Genomic DNA, 13,628 nt, shown 5'->3' with positions numbered 1-13,628 from the left:
CTTCAGTTCGCAAGAAGAGCGTCAAGAAGGCCCAATCCTTGGATCGAGGAGCAAGGTCATGCGCGAAGAAATGAAGCATCCGCTGCAATGCACGCCCGAGTGCCGCCGGGGTTTCCTCAGATCAGTGGCATCCGCAGGTATCGTCGGGCTTGTGGGTCCATCGCTTCTCATGACCTCGGCTCATGCCGATGCGTTGACGCACGCGCAGCGCGACAGCATGACGCCCGAGCAGATCATCGACCTGATGAAGCGCGGCAACGAGCGGTTTCAGAAAGGCGAGCGCAAGCCGCGCAATTATCTGCGCGAGCAGAAGGCCAGCGCGAAGGGCCAGTATCCCGCGGCCGTGCTGCTCAGTTGCATCGACTCGCGCGCGCCCGCGGAAGTCATCATGGATCTGGGTATCGGCGATATCTTCAATTGCCGCATCGCGGGCAATATCGAAAACGACGACATTCTCGGCAGCATGGAGTTCGCGTGCAAGCTGATGGGCGCGAAAGTCGTGCTCGTGATGGGGCACACGTCGTGCGGCGCGATCAAGGGCGCGATAGCGAATGCCGAACTCGGCCATCTCACCGGTTTGCTCGCGCGCATCAAGCCCGCCGTCGATGCAACGCAGTATGACGGCGAACGCTCGGCGACCAACTACACGTTCGTCGATAAAGTGGCGCGCAAGAACGTCGAACTCACCATCGCGCAGATTCGCCGCGACAGCACCGTGCTGAGCGAGATGGAAAGCCAGCACGGCATCAAGATCGCGGGCTCGATGTACAACCTGAGCACGGGCGCAGTGGAGTTTTTCAGCTCTTAAGCTTCGGCGCGCTCGCGAGCGTCATCCTGTTGCTTGGCGACGCCGCGCTTCGCCGTCCAATACTCCGTGCGCACGCCGATATCGTCGGAAACGAACGGCCCGCGGCGCGTCGACCGTTAGTTGGCCAGCGCCTTGTACACGAGGCGTTGCCCGATCAGCAGAATCGGCACGTTGAGCAGCACCATCACGATATTCATCAGATCCGACAGCGCCCAGAGGTTCGGCAACTCGAGGCCGGCGAGCACAGTGAGCGCGCCGAACGGCACGAACATGAGCGAGCCGACGACGCGAATACCGGTAATGAAGCCGCGACTGCGCGAGATGAAGTTTGCCGATATCTCCGCGAACGAGATCATGCCGAGCAAGGTGGTGAACGCGAAGAGGCCATAACATACGCACATCACGATCTTGACGATGTGCGCGACCCCAACGGGCACGAGCGTTTCGACGGATGCGAGATAGACCGTGATCTTCGATGCCCTCACCGATTCCCACGCTTGCCCGTCAACGGTGCCGGTCCAGACATGCGCCATCACGACGATGAAGCCGGTCATCGTGCAGATGACCATCGTGTCGAAGAACACGCCGAGACTCTGCACGAAGCCCTGTTCGCACGGGTGATCGTTGTCGGCGATCGCGGCGGCCATCGTGATGGTGCCCTGCCCCGCCTCGTTCGACATCAGCCCGCGCTTGACGCCCTGCGCGAGCGCGGTGCCGATTGCGCCGCCGAAGAGCGCATGCGGTGCGAATGCGCCGACGATCACCTCATGAAAGAAGTACGGAATCAGCGGCAGATTGATGAGGATGATGACCAGGGACATCAGGCAGAACAGCGTTGCCTTGATCGGCACGAGCACATCGGTATAGGCGGTCACGCGGCGAATGCCGCCCATGATGATGAACGAACACGCCGCGATCAACACGGCCGCGATGACGTAATATACCGTCGACTGACGTGCGAGATGCGTGCCGGTCACGGTATCGGCAATAGTGCCGATCGCGGTGAACACGTTGAACGTTTGCGGCGGCACGTTGAACAGCGCATAGACGATGAACACGAGCGACAAGAACGTGCCGACGATGCGCTTGTCGCCGAGAATGCGCCGTCCATAGAATGGCAGGCCGCCGACGAACTCGTCGTGCTTCTTCTCCTTGAAGAGCTGCGCGAGCGTCGATTCCATGAACGCGGTGGCCATGCCGAAGAATGCGGCCACCCACATCCAGAACAATGCGCCCGGCCCGCCGACGGAAATCGCGCCCGTGATGCCGACGATATTGCCCGGCCCCGCGCGCATCGCGAGTCCGAGCATGAACGATGCGAGCGCGCTGACGCCGGTCTTCGACGACTGCCTGCGCAACATGATGCGCACGATCTTGCCGACGTTCATCGTCTGGATGAAGCGCGTGCGTATCGTGAAATGGATGCCCACGCCGACAAGCAGCAGAATCGCGAACGGGAATTGCCCCAGCACGGGAATGCTCGAATATGCCTTGAAATTAGTGGGGAAATCCCACAAGAAATCCGATACGGGTGCAATGAAGGCAAACAATGCATTCACGGACTGAAAGAGACGTTCCACGCGAGGCGTTCCGAATGTTGATAAACCAGCGTCGTTCGAAGCTGGCCGACGTGCCTGCGTCGGCACGTAATCTTTTGAGGCAGCGATTATACGGCCAGCGATCGACCTCTCTCTGTTGATGGCTTTTGGCGAAGCTGAAGAAGTGGCGCGTTCGCGCGGGACAGTTAGTTGCGATGCGTCGTCATGCCTATCTAATTCTTTTCTCGCACAATCGGGTGCACAACGTGTCAGGAGAACGGGATGACCGAACGACTCGCGAAACTTTTCGCCGTAGCCTCGATGGCCCTGCTGGCATCGCTCGTCAGCTTCGGCAATCTGACGGACTATGGCAGCAACCTGCAATTCGTCGAGCACGTCTTGCGGATGGACACGACGTTCCCCGGCAATGCCAACATGTATCGCGCGATCACGTCACCGATGCTTCAGCATCTCGGCTATGACCTGATCATCCTTCTTGAGACGGTGACCGCGCTGCTCTGCTGGGCTGGCGTCATCGCGATGTGTCGGGCGATGCGGCAAGAGAATGCCGTGTTCGCGCGAGCCAAGCGCTGGGCAATCGCGGGTCTCACGCTCGGCTATCTCACCTGGCAGGTCTGCTTCATGACGATCGGCGGCGAATGGTTCGGCATGTGGCAGTCGCAGCAATGGAACGGCACGGAGAGCGCGTTCCGCTTCTTCATGACCTTCCTCGTGATATTGATCTTCGTGACGCGCGCCGAAACGCATCCACCCTCTTTGAGAACAACCGCATGAACACCAACGATGCAACCAGCGCGATTCAGGTGCGCGATATCGGCAGCTTTCACGTCGGCGGGAAAATGGTCACGCTGTCGGGCATGAGTCCGCGCTCGCGCGTGAGCACGGCACACGGCGCCGTCCATCCGGTCGATCCCAATGGCGAAGTGATCGTCGGCCAGATGTATGTGCAGTACGTGAGGCTCGCATCGGCGCGCTCCCCTCATCCGCTGTTGCTCTGGCATGGCGGCGGCATGAGCGGCGTGAACTGGGAGACGACGCCCGATGGACGCCCCGGCTGGCAGATGTACTTTCTGCGCGCGGGCTTCGATGTCTATGTGTCCGATGCCGTCGAACGTGGCCGCGCATCGTGGGCGCCTTATCCCGATGTGTATCCCGAGGCGCCTTACTTCCGCACCGCGCGCGAGGCATGGGAAGAAACGTTTCGCTTCGGTCCGGCAGGTTCATGGCACGCGCAGGCGCAATCGCGCCGGCCTCATGCGGGCATGCGCTTCGATGTATCGAAGGTGGAAGCCTTCATGAATCAGTTCGTGCCGCGCTGGTCGACGAACGACACGCTTACGCAACATGCATACGACGCGTTGATCGAGCGCCTGCCGGGCAGCATCGTGCTCACGCACAGTCAGGGCGGCAATTTCGGTCTGCGCGCCGCGCTGAATGCGCCCGAGCGCGTGACGGCGGTCATCTCGCTCGAGCCTTCAGGCGCGCCCGACCCCGCGCAATATGATCCGCATGTCCTGCGCGGCGTGCCGCATCTGTTCGTCTGGGGCGACTATCTGGAGCGGCATCCGTTCTGGGCCGAGTCCGTGCCGAAAGTGCGGCGTTGGCACGATGCGCTCGCCGCGGCTGGCGTCGATACGGAATGGATCGATCTTCCCGCACGCGGCATCGAGGGAAACAGTCACGCGCTGATGGCCGATGACAACAGCGATGACATCGCGGGCATCGTGCTCGAATGGATGCGGGCGCGGCGGCTCATCGACTGATTCACAGTCAATTCAACGCCACCGCGGCCGCCGCGCCCACCGGCGATCCTTCGATCGCCACCGACCTCTGACCATCCGGCCCGACCGGCACATCGCCAACAAGCGTCGTGCGATACAACTGGCGATCGAAGTCGAGATCGAAGATATCCGTGGGCGCGAGATGCGCGGTCGCGCGGTTGTCCCAGAACGCAATGCTGCTCGGTTCCCACTTGAAGCGCACCGTGAATTCCGGCCGCGTCACATGCTCCCACAACAGTTCGAGCAACACCTGGCTTTCACGCGGCGCCAGGCCCGCGATGTGCTTGAGGAAGCCCGGACTCACATACAGCGCGCGCTCGCCGGTTTCGGGATGCACGCGTACGAGCGGATGTTCGCTCACGAGCGTGTGATCCGTCACGGCTTTCGTGAACGCATCGGTGCCGCTCGCGCCTTGCGGCGGCGCGAAGCGATGCACGCCGCGCAAGCCATCGACGAATGCACGCAGCGGCGCGGAGAGCTTCTCATACGCAATCACGAGATTGGTCCATTGCGTATCGCCGCCATAAGGCGGGATCGTCACGCCGCGCAGGATCGATGCGAACGGCGGATTCACCGCCGCCGTGACGTCCGTATGCCAGCCGGTCCAGGGACGCAGCAGCGAAGGCCCTTCGAAGCGCGTCGCCTTGCGAAACTTCGAGATCGAATAAATCTCGGGATGACCTTCGACATGTCCGAACACCGGATGTCCCACCGTGAGCTCGCCGAATTGCGCGGAGAACGCGATGTGCTGCTCGTGACTCAGAAACTGCTCGCGAAAGAAGATCACGCGCCATTTGAGCAGCGCTGCGCGAATCGCTTCGACCTGCGCGGAAGACAGCGCACGCGTGAGATCGACGCCGCCGATCTCCGCGCCGATATGCGCCGAGAGCGGACTGACGGTCAATTCTGCTTCTTTCTGGATGGCAGCGGCATTCATTTCGGATTCCTCTATATGTGGGATAAATGGACGATGCGCTCAACTGCCTTGCGCGTTCGCGTCGTCGGCGAAAAAGTAATCGCGCCACGACTTCGGTTCATGACGAATCACGCCGACCTTGTGCAGGAACGCACCCAGTTGCAGCGTGTTTTGCGGCGTCGTCGCGAAGCTGGCTTCCTTGTCGCTCAAAATGCGTTCGACGAACGCCGGCGAAAGCTTCGACCCGTCCTGGCGAATATAGATGGCCGCCGCTTGTGCCTTGTCCTTGCCGACGAGCTTCGCAGCATCGTCGAGCGCGGCGCGCACGGCGGCATAAGTCTTCGGATTGTCCTTGCGCCATGCGCCGGACGTCACGACGACGCTGCCCGTCGATGGACCACCGAGAATGTCGGTGGAACTGGTCACCTTGTGAATCTTCGGGTCTTCGAGTTCCTGATACTGATACGGCGCATTCGAGAAATGCAGGTTGACGACCGATTTGCCCGATAACATCGCGGTCGTCGCATCGGCGTGCGGCATGCTGACTTCGAAGCGGTCCAGACGCGCATAGTCGGCATCGCCGAAAGCTTTGGCCGATGCCATCTGCAGAAGCCGTCCCTGTTGCGACACGGCGACGGATACCACCGCGATCCGATCCTTCTCGCCGATATCCCGGATGCTGCGAATGCGCGGATCGTTCGTCACGAGATACACCGGCACCGCGCTTTGCGCCGCCATCGCGCGAAAGTCCTGACGCCCGTGCGTGCGGTCCCAGATCGTCATCAAAGGCCCGATGCCGATGGTCGCGATATCCGCCGCGCCCGACAGCAACGCCTCGTTCACAGCTGCGCCGCCCGAGAGCGTGCTCCATTGCACGTCGATGGCAAGTCCCTCGCGCGCACCCGCTTTCTCGATGAGCTTCTGATCCTTCGCCACTTTCAGCAGCAACGAGCCGATGCCGTATTGATCGACGATCGTCACCTTCCCTTCGGCGTGCGCGCGATGAATCGGCAACGCGAGCAACGCCATCGACGCGAACACGGCCAATAAGCGCTGCAATGAAAATGTCGTCATGCGGGATGTCTTCGAAGAGCGGCGAACGATAAATGTACTCGTCGCTTACTCACACGCGAACGAAGAAATCCCGATACGGATAGCTTCGTCCGCGATAAGCGCGGGGGCGGCGCTCTTTTTCACCGAAAGTTATCTGAAATATTTGGGGCGGGAAGTGGCTTTTGTCGCGCAGCCACTAACATGAAAGGGGCACGCACACGCGAGGTCACAGCCATGAATCCTTCCGTCAGTTCCACCGGCGCCTATGTGCTCGGCCATTCCGATCCGGAAGTGCAGCGACTGGAGAATCAGGCGCGCTTCATCGGCGATCTGACCGAAGAGGTCCTGCGCCGCGCGGGGCTCGCGTCCGGTATGCGCGTGCTCGATCTGGGCTGCGGCACGGGCGATGTCTCGTTTCTGGCCGCATCGCTCGTGGGACCGGACGGGTCGGTGTCCGGCATCGATCAGGCGCCCGGCGTGATCGACAAGGCGCGCGAACGGGCGCGGCAAGCGGGCCTCGGCAACGTGCGCTTCGACGTTGCGAGCGTGGCGGATTTCGAGCTCACGGAACCCTTCGACGCCATCATCGGCCGTCTCATCCTGCTGCATCTGCCCGATCCCGCCGCGACCTTGCGCCGCCTCGCCGACCGTGCGGGCGCGGGCACACTCTTCGTCTTTCACGAGATGGACATGAGCACCGCGCGTTCGGTGCCCGAGTCGCCGCTATGCGCGCAGGGCATGCACTGGATCAGGGAGACTTTCACGCGCGCGGGCGTCGAAACCGACATGGGATCGAAGCTCTTTTCGACGTTTCGCCGCGCCGGCCTGCCCGGCCCGCAGATGCTGCTATCGGCGCGCTTCGAAGGCGGGCCCGACTCGTTCGCGTATCAGTATCTGGCCGAGGTGTTGCGCACGCTGTTGCCGCTTGCCGAGCGCTTCGGCGTTGCAAGCGCGGATGCGATCGGCATCGACACGCTGGCCGCGCGTCTGCGCGATGAAATCGTCGCGCTCGATGGCGTCATTCAGCCGCCGGCCTTCATCGGTGCGTGGGCACGCGTGCCCTAGCCAGCCGCTTTCTTCTTCGATTTCGACTGATTGAACTCGATGGCCGCGCGCACGAGATTCTTCAGCGCACGCGTGTCGATCTTGTCGCCCTCGAAAAAATCGATCGCGCGCCGCGCATTGCCTTCGAGACCCGCGTTGAAGAGCTGTTCGGGATCGGGAAGGCTCGCGCCGTTGGCGAAGGTGAGCTTCACTTTTCCCTTATGCGCGTTAGCCACCGCGATCATGCCGTCGCGATACCACACCGGGCTACCCATGTACTTCCACTCCTCGACGATCCCGCTATCCGCCGCGAGAATGATCTTGCGCACATTGGCGAATGTCTCGCCGCGCCAGTCCGTGATGCCGGCAATCAACGCGTCGATTCGTTCCGATGGGTTCATGCATATCTCCGTGCTTTTGCGTTTTGTTTATGCTTCGCTCGACCACCGGGGCGTCAGCGTATCAGACCCGGACTGCCGATCGTGATTTGCAGCCGTTGAGCCTGATCGAGATGAAAAATGAACGACGGTCGCGAGCGGATCAGCAAGGTCCGCACCTCCGCGCTGCGCGCCGTTCGAATATAGCCATCGACGGCATTGACCAGCTTCTGCAAATAAGCGACTTCGCGATCGAGATACGCTTCGTCGAAATCGTAAATGCTGGTCTGGTCGAGATCGGCTATATCGTCGCTGCTTTGCTTGGTCAATGCTTCGCTCGTCGCGCTGCGTTGCGGCTGCGTGCCGTATCGCTGCATCAACGTGGCGATCTCCTGATTGACTTGCGCATGTTCCGACACGATCCGCTTCGCGAAGACCTGCAGGCTATAGGAGCGCGTCTTGCGCAAGGCCAGATTGGCCGTGGCAATTTCCGCCTGATTCGCGACGAAAATCACGCCGAGCATTTGCTCATCGGAGAGTGGCCGTTCCTGCGCGTTCGCACAGACCGTCCACGTCAGCAGCAGCAGCAACGCCGTTGCGATGCGTTTGCCGTTCATCCGCGTCTCCGGGTTATATCGATACCGACGACTCTACCTTGATCAGACCGTCAGCGTGTTGCGGCCCGCGAGCTTCGCACGATACAGCGCGACATCCGCGCGTTGCAGTGCTTCGTGGAAGCTCGCATCGTTCGCGCCGATCTGCGATACGCCGATGCTCGTGGTCCATTCCGGCATGCCTTCGGTGTATTTGCGGCACGCAGCGTGAATCTGGTTCGCGCAGGCCTGCGCATCCGATGCGCGCGACGCCGGAACGATCGCGACGAACTCGTCGCCGCCGAGCCGCCCGAACTCGCCGCCCAGCGACGCGACTTCCGCACCCGCGAGCCGCGCGAGTTCGATCAGCACGTTGTCGCCCGCGAGGTGACCGTGCCGGTCGTTGATCTGCTTGAAATGATCGAGGTCGATGGCGAGCACGGTCGCGCCCGGCGCGGCGAGGCGCATCGCGTAAAGCTCGAATCCGGCGCGATTCCAGACGCCTGTGAGCGGGTCGCGCAGCGCAGCATCGCGCAGGCGGCGTTGCGCTCGTTCGGCGGGAATCGCCAGCAGGCCGAGATTGAGCACGCCCAATAGCAACTGGTCCGAGAGCATCGGAATCAGCGCGAGGTAATTGATGCGCGAGCCCGACCACGCATAGGCTGCGAGCGTCACGGCATAACCGGCCAGATAGCCCAGCATTGCGAAACCGGCGATGCGCCGCGCGCGGCTCTTCTCGCGCCGCCCACTCGACCAGAGGATGATGCCGGTAATCGCGGCCGAGATCGCGACACTGATCGTATCGCCCGCGTGCGTCAACATCGCCGCTACCGGACCAGGACCGCCGATCCATCCCGGCAGGACATGCGCCACCGCGCAGCCCAGAATCGGCGCGAGCATCCATGAGCGGAACGGAGGCTTGCCGTCGAAAGCGCGCAAGCCCGAAACGATCAACATGTTGGTGGCCGCGAGCGCGCCGAGCAGCAGGCCGATCAGGACCGGATTGCCGCGCGCGGGCTCGAAGCCGGTCAGCACCGCCGCGTAGAGGAACGCGCTCGCCGACCAGTGCACGAACTGCGGCTCGATCTTGCGACCGAAGCGCACCAGCGCGAAGACGAGCCCGAACGCCGTGCTCGCGAGCACGCTGCAAAGGCGAAGTGTTTCAGTGTCAGGTGTGTGGAACATGGAAAAGCCCGCCACGTGCGGTGGCCGGGACATCGACCGTCATCGACGGCGGACCGCGCATCGCGACAAAACGGCCGTATCATACCTTTCGCCTCCGGGCGCTGCGGAAACGGCATTTTCGGGTCAACGGCACGCACGCGGCGAAACTTTAGCGCCGTCCACCTTTTCGCGGCATGAGCCTTGCTCGCCGAATAGGGTTCCCGCACAGCCATAACGGAAAGGAGACGCGCATCATGAAACTGTATTACGCACCCGGCGCATGCAGTCTCGCCGATCACATCGCGATGCATGAAGCAGGCCTGAACTTCGATCGCGTCAAAGTCGATCTCAAGACCAAGATCACCGAGGACGGCACGCCGTTCAACGAAATCAATCCGAAGAGTTACGTTCCTGTCGTCGAATTCGACGATGGGAAGCGGCTCACCGAGAACATCGCGATTCTCTATTGGGTCGCGCAAAAGGCGCCATCGCTTGCGCCTTCCGGCGACGACGGAAGTCTGCGTCTGCTGGAAATGCTCGCGTTCATATCGACTGAGATTCACAAGCAGTTCGGCCGTGTGTTCCGCCCGTCTTCCGATGCGGAAGCCGCGGCCGCGCGCGAGAAAATCGGCCAGCGCTTTGCGCTCATCGCGAAGGCGATGCGCGGCGATTATCTGTTCGGCGACAAGGTGAGCGTCGCGGATGCATATCTGTTCACGATGCTGACGTGGGCTCGGAAGATGAGCGTCGATATGCCCGCCGAGCTTCAGGCGTTCTACAAGCGCATGCGCGAGCGGCCGGCCGTGAAGCTCGCATTCGAGCATGAGGGACTTGAGTGATCTGACGCGCGTGATGTGCGGCGAATCGCCGGGCGGGTCCGGCATTTGCTGCACCGATAGAAGGCGCGCATCGGCGCGCCATCTCACGATTTCCGGAGGCCATCATGGAGCCAGGCAAGCCTGTGCCGCACGCCACCGCCGATGACATGGACGAACCCGTGGGCCGCGACGAATCCACGCCGACGCCCTCCGAAGACACGAAGCAGCGTCAGCTCGACGAACGCGAAATGCGCACGCACGAGACATCGGAAAACGAGTTGCCATCGTCGCAGGAAAAGAATCCTGTTCCGCCCGATTCCCGCAAGCCGTGAGCTCGCACTGAGCGGTCGCAACGCGGACTCCACTCACTGGGAGATCACATCATGTCTACCGAGACTTACGTTCGTAACGGGCACCATGTCGAGATCACCATCGATCAGGATCCGACGGGACAATGCACCTGGTCTTACACCGTCGATGCGGACGGCTACACCGAAATGCGCGATCGCCCACTGGACACACACGATGCGGCGCTGGAAGCGGCGAAGAATCATGCAAATGCGAAGGCCGACATGCTGCCCGCCGGCACCGCGCAGTGATTGCATGAATCACGTGCCTTACAGCACGACCTGAACGCCGAGTTCAACGACATCTTCACTTCGAAGTCCGTAATATTCCGCGCTCGTTGCCGAATGGAACGCCATCTCGCCGAAGAGGCGCTCGCGCCAGCGCGGCATCTGCCCGTGCGAGCAGCCGGGCGTCGCTTCGTCGCGCGGCAGGAAGAACGTCGTGTGTTTCGGATCGAATCGCCAGTCGCCGAGTTGTCCGTCGAGCGATGACAGCAGGCGCGGCAGGTTCGGCCGTTCGACGAAGCCATGACGCGAGATCACTTCATAGCAGCCCGCGCCCAGATCGCGCACTTCGATGCGCGTGTGTTCGTCCACACGCGGCGCCGATTCCGCGCGGTTCGCGAAGATCACCGTCGTCTCGTGCAGCACGCGGTTATGGCGCACGTTGCTCGTGAGCGCGGAAGGCGTAGCGCCCGGCGTGCTGCCCGGATAGACGGCAGTGCCCGGCACACGCGCGGGCGGCTCAGGCTTGTTCAGCACATCGCGCAGGAATTCCGTGAGCGGCGGCGCGTGCGATGCATGTAAATGTGCGAGTTGGAGCCCGCGATGCCATGTCGCCATCAGCACGAACAGCACGATACCGATCGCAACCGGAAACCAGCCGCCTTGTGGAATCTTATGGACGTTGGCCGCGACGAGCAGCGCATCGATTGCGATGAGCGGAACGCTGAGCGCGGCGACCGCGAGCCACGGCCAGCGCCAGATATTGCGCGTGACGCTCACCATCTGCACGGTGGTGATCAGCATCGTGAGGCCGACCGCGATGCCATATGCGGATGTCAGCCGGTCCGAACTGCGAAACGCGATCACGAGGAACATCACCGCGATGAACAGGACCGCATTCACCGCGGGCACATACACTTGCCCGCGCTGCGATGCGGACGTCTCGATTACGCGAAGCCGTGGCAGGAAGCCGAGTTCGATCGCCTGACTCGTCATCGAAAAAGCCCCTGAAATGACGGCTTGGGATGCGATCACCGTGGCGAGCAATGCTATCAGCACGGTCGGTACCAGCGCCCACGAAGGCGCGGCGAAGAAGAAGGGTTGTCTGGCCGCGCCTGGCTGATACAGAATCGTCGCGGCCTGCCCGAAGTAACCGATGACGATGGCCGGAAACACGACGATCATCCATGCAAGCCGGATCGCGCGCCGGCCGAAGTGACCGATGTCGGCATAGAGCGCTTCGGCGCCCGTCAACGCGAGAATCACGGCGCCGAGAATCGTGAATGCGAGCGCGGAGTGCGCGAGCACGAGCGACCACGCATACGCTGGCGAAAGCGCACGCAGCACGTCCGGATGCTCCACGATCCGATAGACGCCCACCGCGGCAAGATACACGAACCAGAGCAGCATGACCGGACCGAACGACTTGCCGACGACCGCCGTGCCGCGCGACTGAAACAGAAAGAGCGCGATGAGGATCGCCACTGCGATCGGCACGATGAACGGCTCGAACCTGGCGCTCACCTGACTCAGGCCTTCGACCGCGGACAGCACCGAAACCGCGGGCGTGATCATCGAATCGCCGTAGAACATCGCTGCGCCGAACAAGCCGGCCATCAGCAGAAGATGCGGAACGCGTCGCCCTTGTTGCTCGTAGCCCGAACGCGCGAGCGCCGTCAGCGCGACGATGCCGCCCTCGCCTTCATTGTCCGCGCGCATCACATAGCACACGTACTTGCCCATCACGACGATGACGACGGCCCACACGATCATCGACAGAATGCCCATCACGATCGATGCATCGACGACGCCCGCGTCGCTCACGCCTTGCCTCAGCGCATAGATCGGGCTCGTGCCGATGTCGCCGAACACGACGCCAAGCGCGCCGAGCATGAGGCCCGAGAGCGCTTTCTTCGGCGCGTGGACGTTGTTCGAAGTCGATGTCATCCGACGCGTGGGCCTCCGGTATGCCGTGCCGAAGACGTAGCAATCCGCATTCCGCACAGGTAATCAGCGCTTTCTTTCAATAGCATTAAGTATTAAATGCGCGTTCTCCCGTAATTAAAGGTAAGCGTTGCTTACACATGCTCACGTCATTCTTCCGATTCATTGCGTACAGTCCCGGCATCGAGATCATCCCTTCGCAACTTTCAAGAGGAAGAACATGAAGAAGAATCGAATCGTCGCCGCGCTGCTTTGCGCGACCATCGGACTGACGGCGAGTGCGGTATTCGCGCAGCCCGCACCGAATGGCCCGGACGGCTATCACGACATGAATCGCGGGCCCGGCGGCCCCGGCGCGCCCGGCCACGGCCCCGAGATGAACGGTCACAACGGGTACGATCACAATGCCCCGCGCCCGCCCGAGCATGCGAACAACGAGCCGCATCATTCGGACTGGCGCAAGGGCGAGCGCCTGTCGTCCGATTACCGGAATCATCAGTACGTCGTCGACGACTGGCACGGTCACGGCTTGCACCAGCCGCCGCGCGGATATCAATGGGTCGGCGTAGGTGCGGATTATTTGCTGGTCGCGGTCGCGTCGGGCGTTATCGCGCAGGTCGTGATGTCGCAATAACTACGCATTCGCTCCCTTCGTTCGTTTGAACGCCCGGAAAAGAAAAGCCCGCCTGTTCAGGCGGGCAATGATGCGCTCAACGAGAGGGGATCGAGGCGCACATCCAAAACGCAATCAAGCCTTTCCGCGAATCGTATCGGGCGCGTCGCGTTGTTGTGTCGCGCCGCCCGGCCGATCCGGCGTCGTGACCGTCTGATCGAAGATAAAGCCCATCGCGATATGCTCGGTGTTCGTGGAGCCGCAGGCGGGACACGTATCTTCTTCGAGAGCATCGTCCGAGTAAATGAGCTTGTTGCATGCTACACAGCGGATCAGCATCTTTACTCCCGAATATGAGTGAGAAGTAACTCATTTATATGCCAAAA

The 13,628-nt window shown here is 61.8% G+C and carries 15 protein-coding genes and 1 pseudogene; 8 read left to right on the top strand and 8 right to left on the bottom strand.

Annotation, left to right across the window (positions count from 1 at the left end):
* Positions 1–58: 58 nt before the first annotated feature.
* Positions 59–808 (top strand): carbonic anhydrase family protein, encoded by a 750-nt coding sequence (locus tag ACEN42_RS26095; RefSeq protein WP_371884817.1) that lies wholly within the window; start codon positions 59–61, stop codon positions 806–808.
* On the opposite strand, the pseudogene ACEN42_RS26090 reads toward ACEN42_RS26095, so the two are convergent.
* Positions 805–2,388: pseudogene (locus ACEN42_RS26090) on the bottom strand (alanine/glycine:cation symporter family protein). The gene ACEN42_RS26095 and the pseudogene ACEN42_RS26090 overlap by 4 nt on opposite strands.
* Positions 2,389–2,628: 240 nt before the next feature.
* Between ACEN42_RS26090 and ACEN42_RS26085 the strand changes: the two are divergent.
* Complete coding sequence (locus ACEN42_RS26085; RefSeq protein WP_371884815.1) at positions 2,629–3,141, top strand: DUF2165 family protein; 513 nt, start codon at positions 2,629–2,631, stop codon at positions 3,139–3,141.
* Positions 3,138–4,130, top strand: a complete 993-nt coding sequence (locus ACEN42_RS26080) for an alpha/beta fold hydrolase (RefSeq protein ID WP_371884814.1) — start codon at positions 3,138–3,140, stop codon at positions 4,128–4,130. The genes ACEN42_RS26085 and ACEN42_RS26080 overlap by 4 nt, the downstream gene beginning before the upstream one ends.
* A 7-nt stretch (positions 4,131–4,137) precedes the next feature.
* On the opposite strand, the gene ACEN42_RS26075 is transcribed toward ACEN42_RS26080, so the two are convergent.
* Both ACEN42_RS26075 and ACEN42_RS26070 read right to left on the bottom strand, forming a co-directional pair.
* Positions 4,138–5,085: a TauD/TfdA dioxygenase family protein gene (locus tag ACEN42_RS26075; RefSeq protein WP_371884813.1), complete on the bottom strand. Its 948-nt coding sequence runs from the start codon at positions 5,083–5,085 to the stop codon at positions 4,138–4,140.
* 39 nt (positions 5,086–5,124) lie between these two features.
* The gene (locus tag ACEN42_RS26070; protein ID WP_371884812.1) at positions 5,125–6,138 is read right to left on the bottom strand and encodes an ABC transporter substrate-binding protein; all 1,014 of its coding nucleotides are present in this window, start codon (positions 6,136–6,138) and stop codon (positions 5,125–5,127) included.
* 213 nt (positions 6,139–6,351) lie between these two features.
* Between ACEN42_RS26070 and ACEN42_RS26065 the strand changes: the two genes are divergently transcribed.
* A complete protein-coding gene (locus ACEN42_RS26065; protein ID WP_371884811.1) occupies positions 6,352–7,182 on the top strand; it encodes a class I SAM-dependent methyltransferase in 831 nt (276 codons plus the stop codon).
* Here ACEN42_RS26065 and ACEN42_RS26060 read toward each other — a convergent pair.
* Genes ACEN42_RS26060 through ACEN42_RS26050 form a run of 3 tightly spaced genes read right to left on the bottom strand, consistent with a single transcriptional unit; the run spans position 7,179 to position 9,316 of the window.
* On the bottom strand, positions 7,179–7,562 hold the full coding sequence (locus tag ACEN42_RS26060; protein ID WP_238218098.1) for a DUF1801 domain-containing protein: 384 nt from the start codon (positions 7,560–7,562) through the stop codon (positions 7,179–7,181). The two genes, ACEN42_RS26065 and ACEN42_RS26060, sit on opposite strands and share 4 nt — an antisense overlap.
* Positions 7,563–7,615: 53 nt before the next feature.
* The gene (locus ACEN42_RS26055) at positions 7,616–8,155 is read right to left on the bottom strand and encodes a DUF4142 domain-containing protein (protein WP_371884810.1); all 540 of its coding nucleotides are present in this window, start codon (positions 8,153–8,155) and stop codon (positions 7,616–7,618) included.
* 42 nt (positions 8,156–8,197) lie between these two features.
* Entirely contained in the window at positions 8,198–9,316 is a 1,119-nt protein-coding gene (locus ACEN42_RS26050) for a GGDEF domain-containing protein (RefSeq protein WP_371884809.1), read from the bottom strand.
* A gap of 233 nt (positions 9,317–9,549) precedes the next feature.
* Between ACEN42_RS26050 and ACEN42_RS26045 the strand changes: the two genes are divergently transcribed.
* The 3 genes from ACEN42_RS26045 to ACEN42_RS26035 all read left to right on the top strand — a co-directional run bounded on the left by ACEN42_RS26045 (position 9,550) and on the right by ACEN42_RS26035 (position 10,712).
* Positions 9,550–10,134, top strand: coding sequence for a glutathione binding-like protein (locus ACEN42_RS26045; protein WP_371884808.1), 585 nt, complete (start codon positions 9,550–9,552; stop codon positions 10,132–10,134).
* Positions 10,135–10,238: 104 nt separating this feature from the next.
* Complete coding sequence (locus ACEN42_RS26040; protein ID WP_371884807.1) at positions 10,239–10,445, top strand: hypothetical protein; 207 nt, start codon at positions 10,239–10,241, stop codon at positions 10,443–10,445.
* A gap of 51 nt (positions 10,446–10,496) precedes the next feature.
* A complete protein-coding gene (locus ACEN42_RS26035; RefSeq protein ID WP_187607025.1) occupies positions 10,497–10,712 on the top strand; it encodes a hypothetical protein in 216 nt (71 codons plus the stop codon).
* A gap of 18 nt (positions 10,713–10,730) precedes the next feature.
* On the opposite strand, the gene ACEN42_RS26030 is transcribed toward ACEN42_RS26035, so the two are convergent.
* Positions 10,731–12,632, bottom strand: coding sequence for a potassium transporter Kup (locus tag ACEN42_RS26030; protein WP_371884806.1), 1,902 nt, complete (start codon positions 12,630–12,632; stop codon positions 10,731–10,733).
* Positions 12,633–12,849: 217 nt separating this feature from the next.
* Between ACEN42_RS26030 and ACEN42_RS26025 the strand changes: the two genes are divergently transcribed.
* On the top strand, positions 12,850–13,263 hold the full coding sequence (locus tag ACEN42_RS26025) for an RcnB family protein (protein ID WP_371884805.1): 414 nt from the start codon (positions 12,850–12,852) through the stop codon (positions 13,261–13,263).
* A gap of 114 nt (positions 13,264–13,377) precedes the next feature.
* On the opposite strand, the gene ACEN42_RS26020 is transcribed toward ACEN42_RS26025, so the two are convergent.
* Complete coding sequence (locus ACEN42_RS26020) at positions 13,378–13,581, bottom strand: hypothetical protein (protein WP_035500185.1); 204 nt, start codon at positions 13,579–13,581, stop codon at positions 13,378–13,380.
* Positions 13,582–13,628 lie beyond the last annotated feature (47 nt).

Origin of the sequence: Caballeronia sp. S22, assembly GCF_964261745.1 — a bacterium.
GTDB classification, from domain to species: Bacteria; Pseudomonadota; Gammaproteobacteria; order Burkholderiales; family Burkholderiaceae; genus Caballeronia; species Caballeronia jiangsuensis.
Note: the sequence above shows the minus strand (reverse complement) of the source record. Positions and strands in the feature narration are given on the sequence as shown.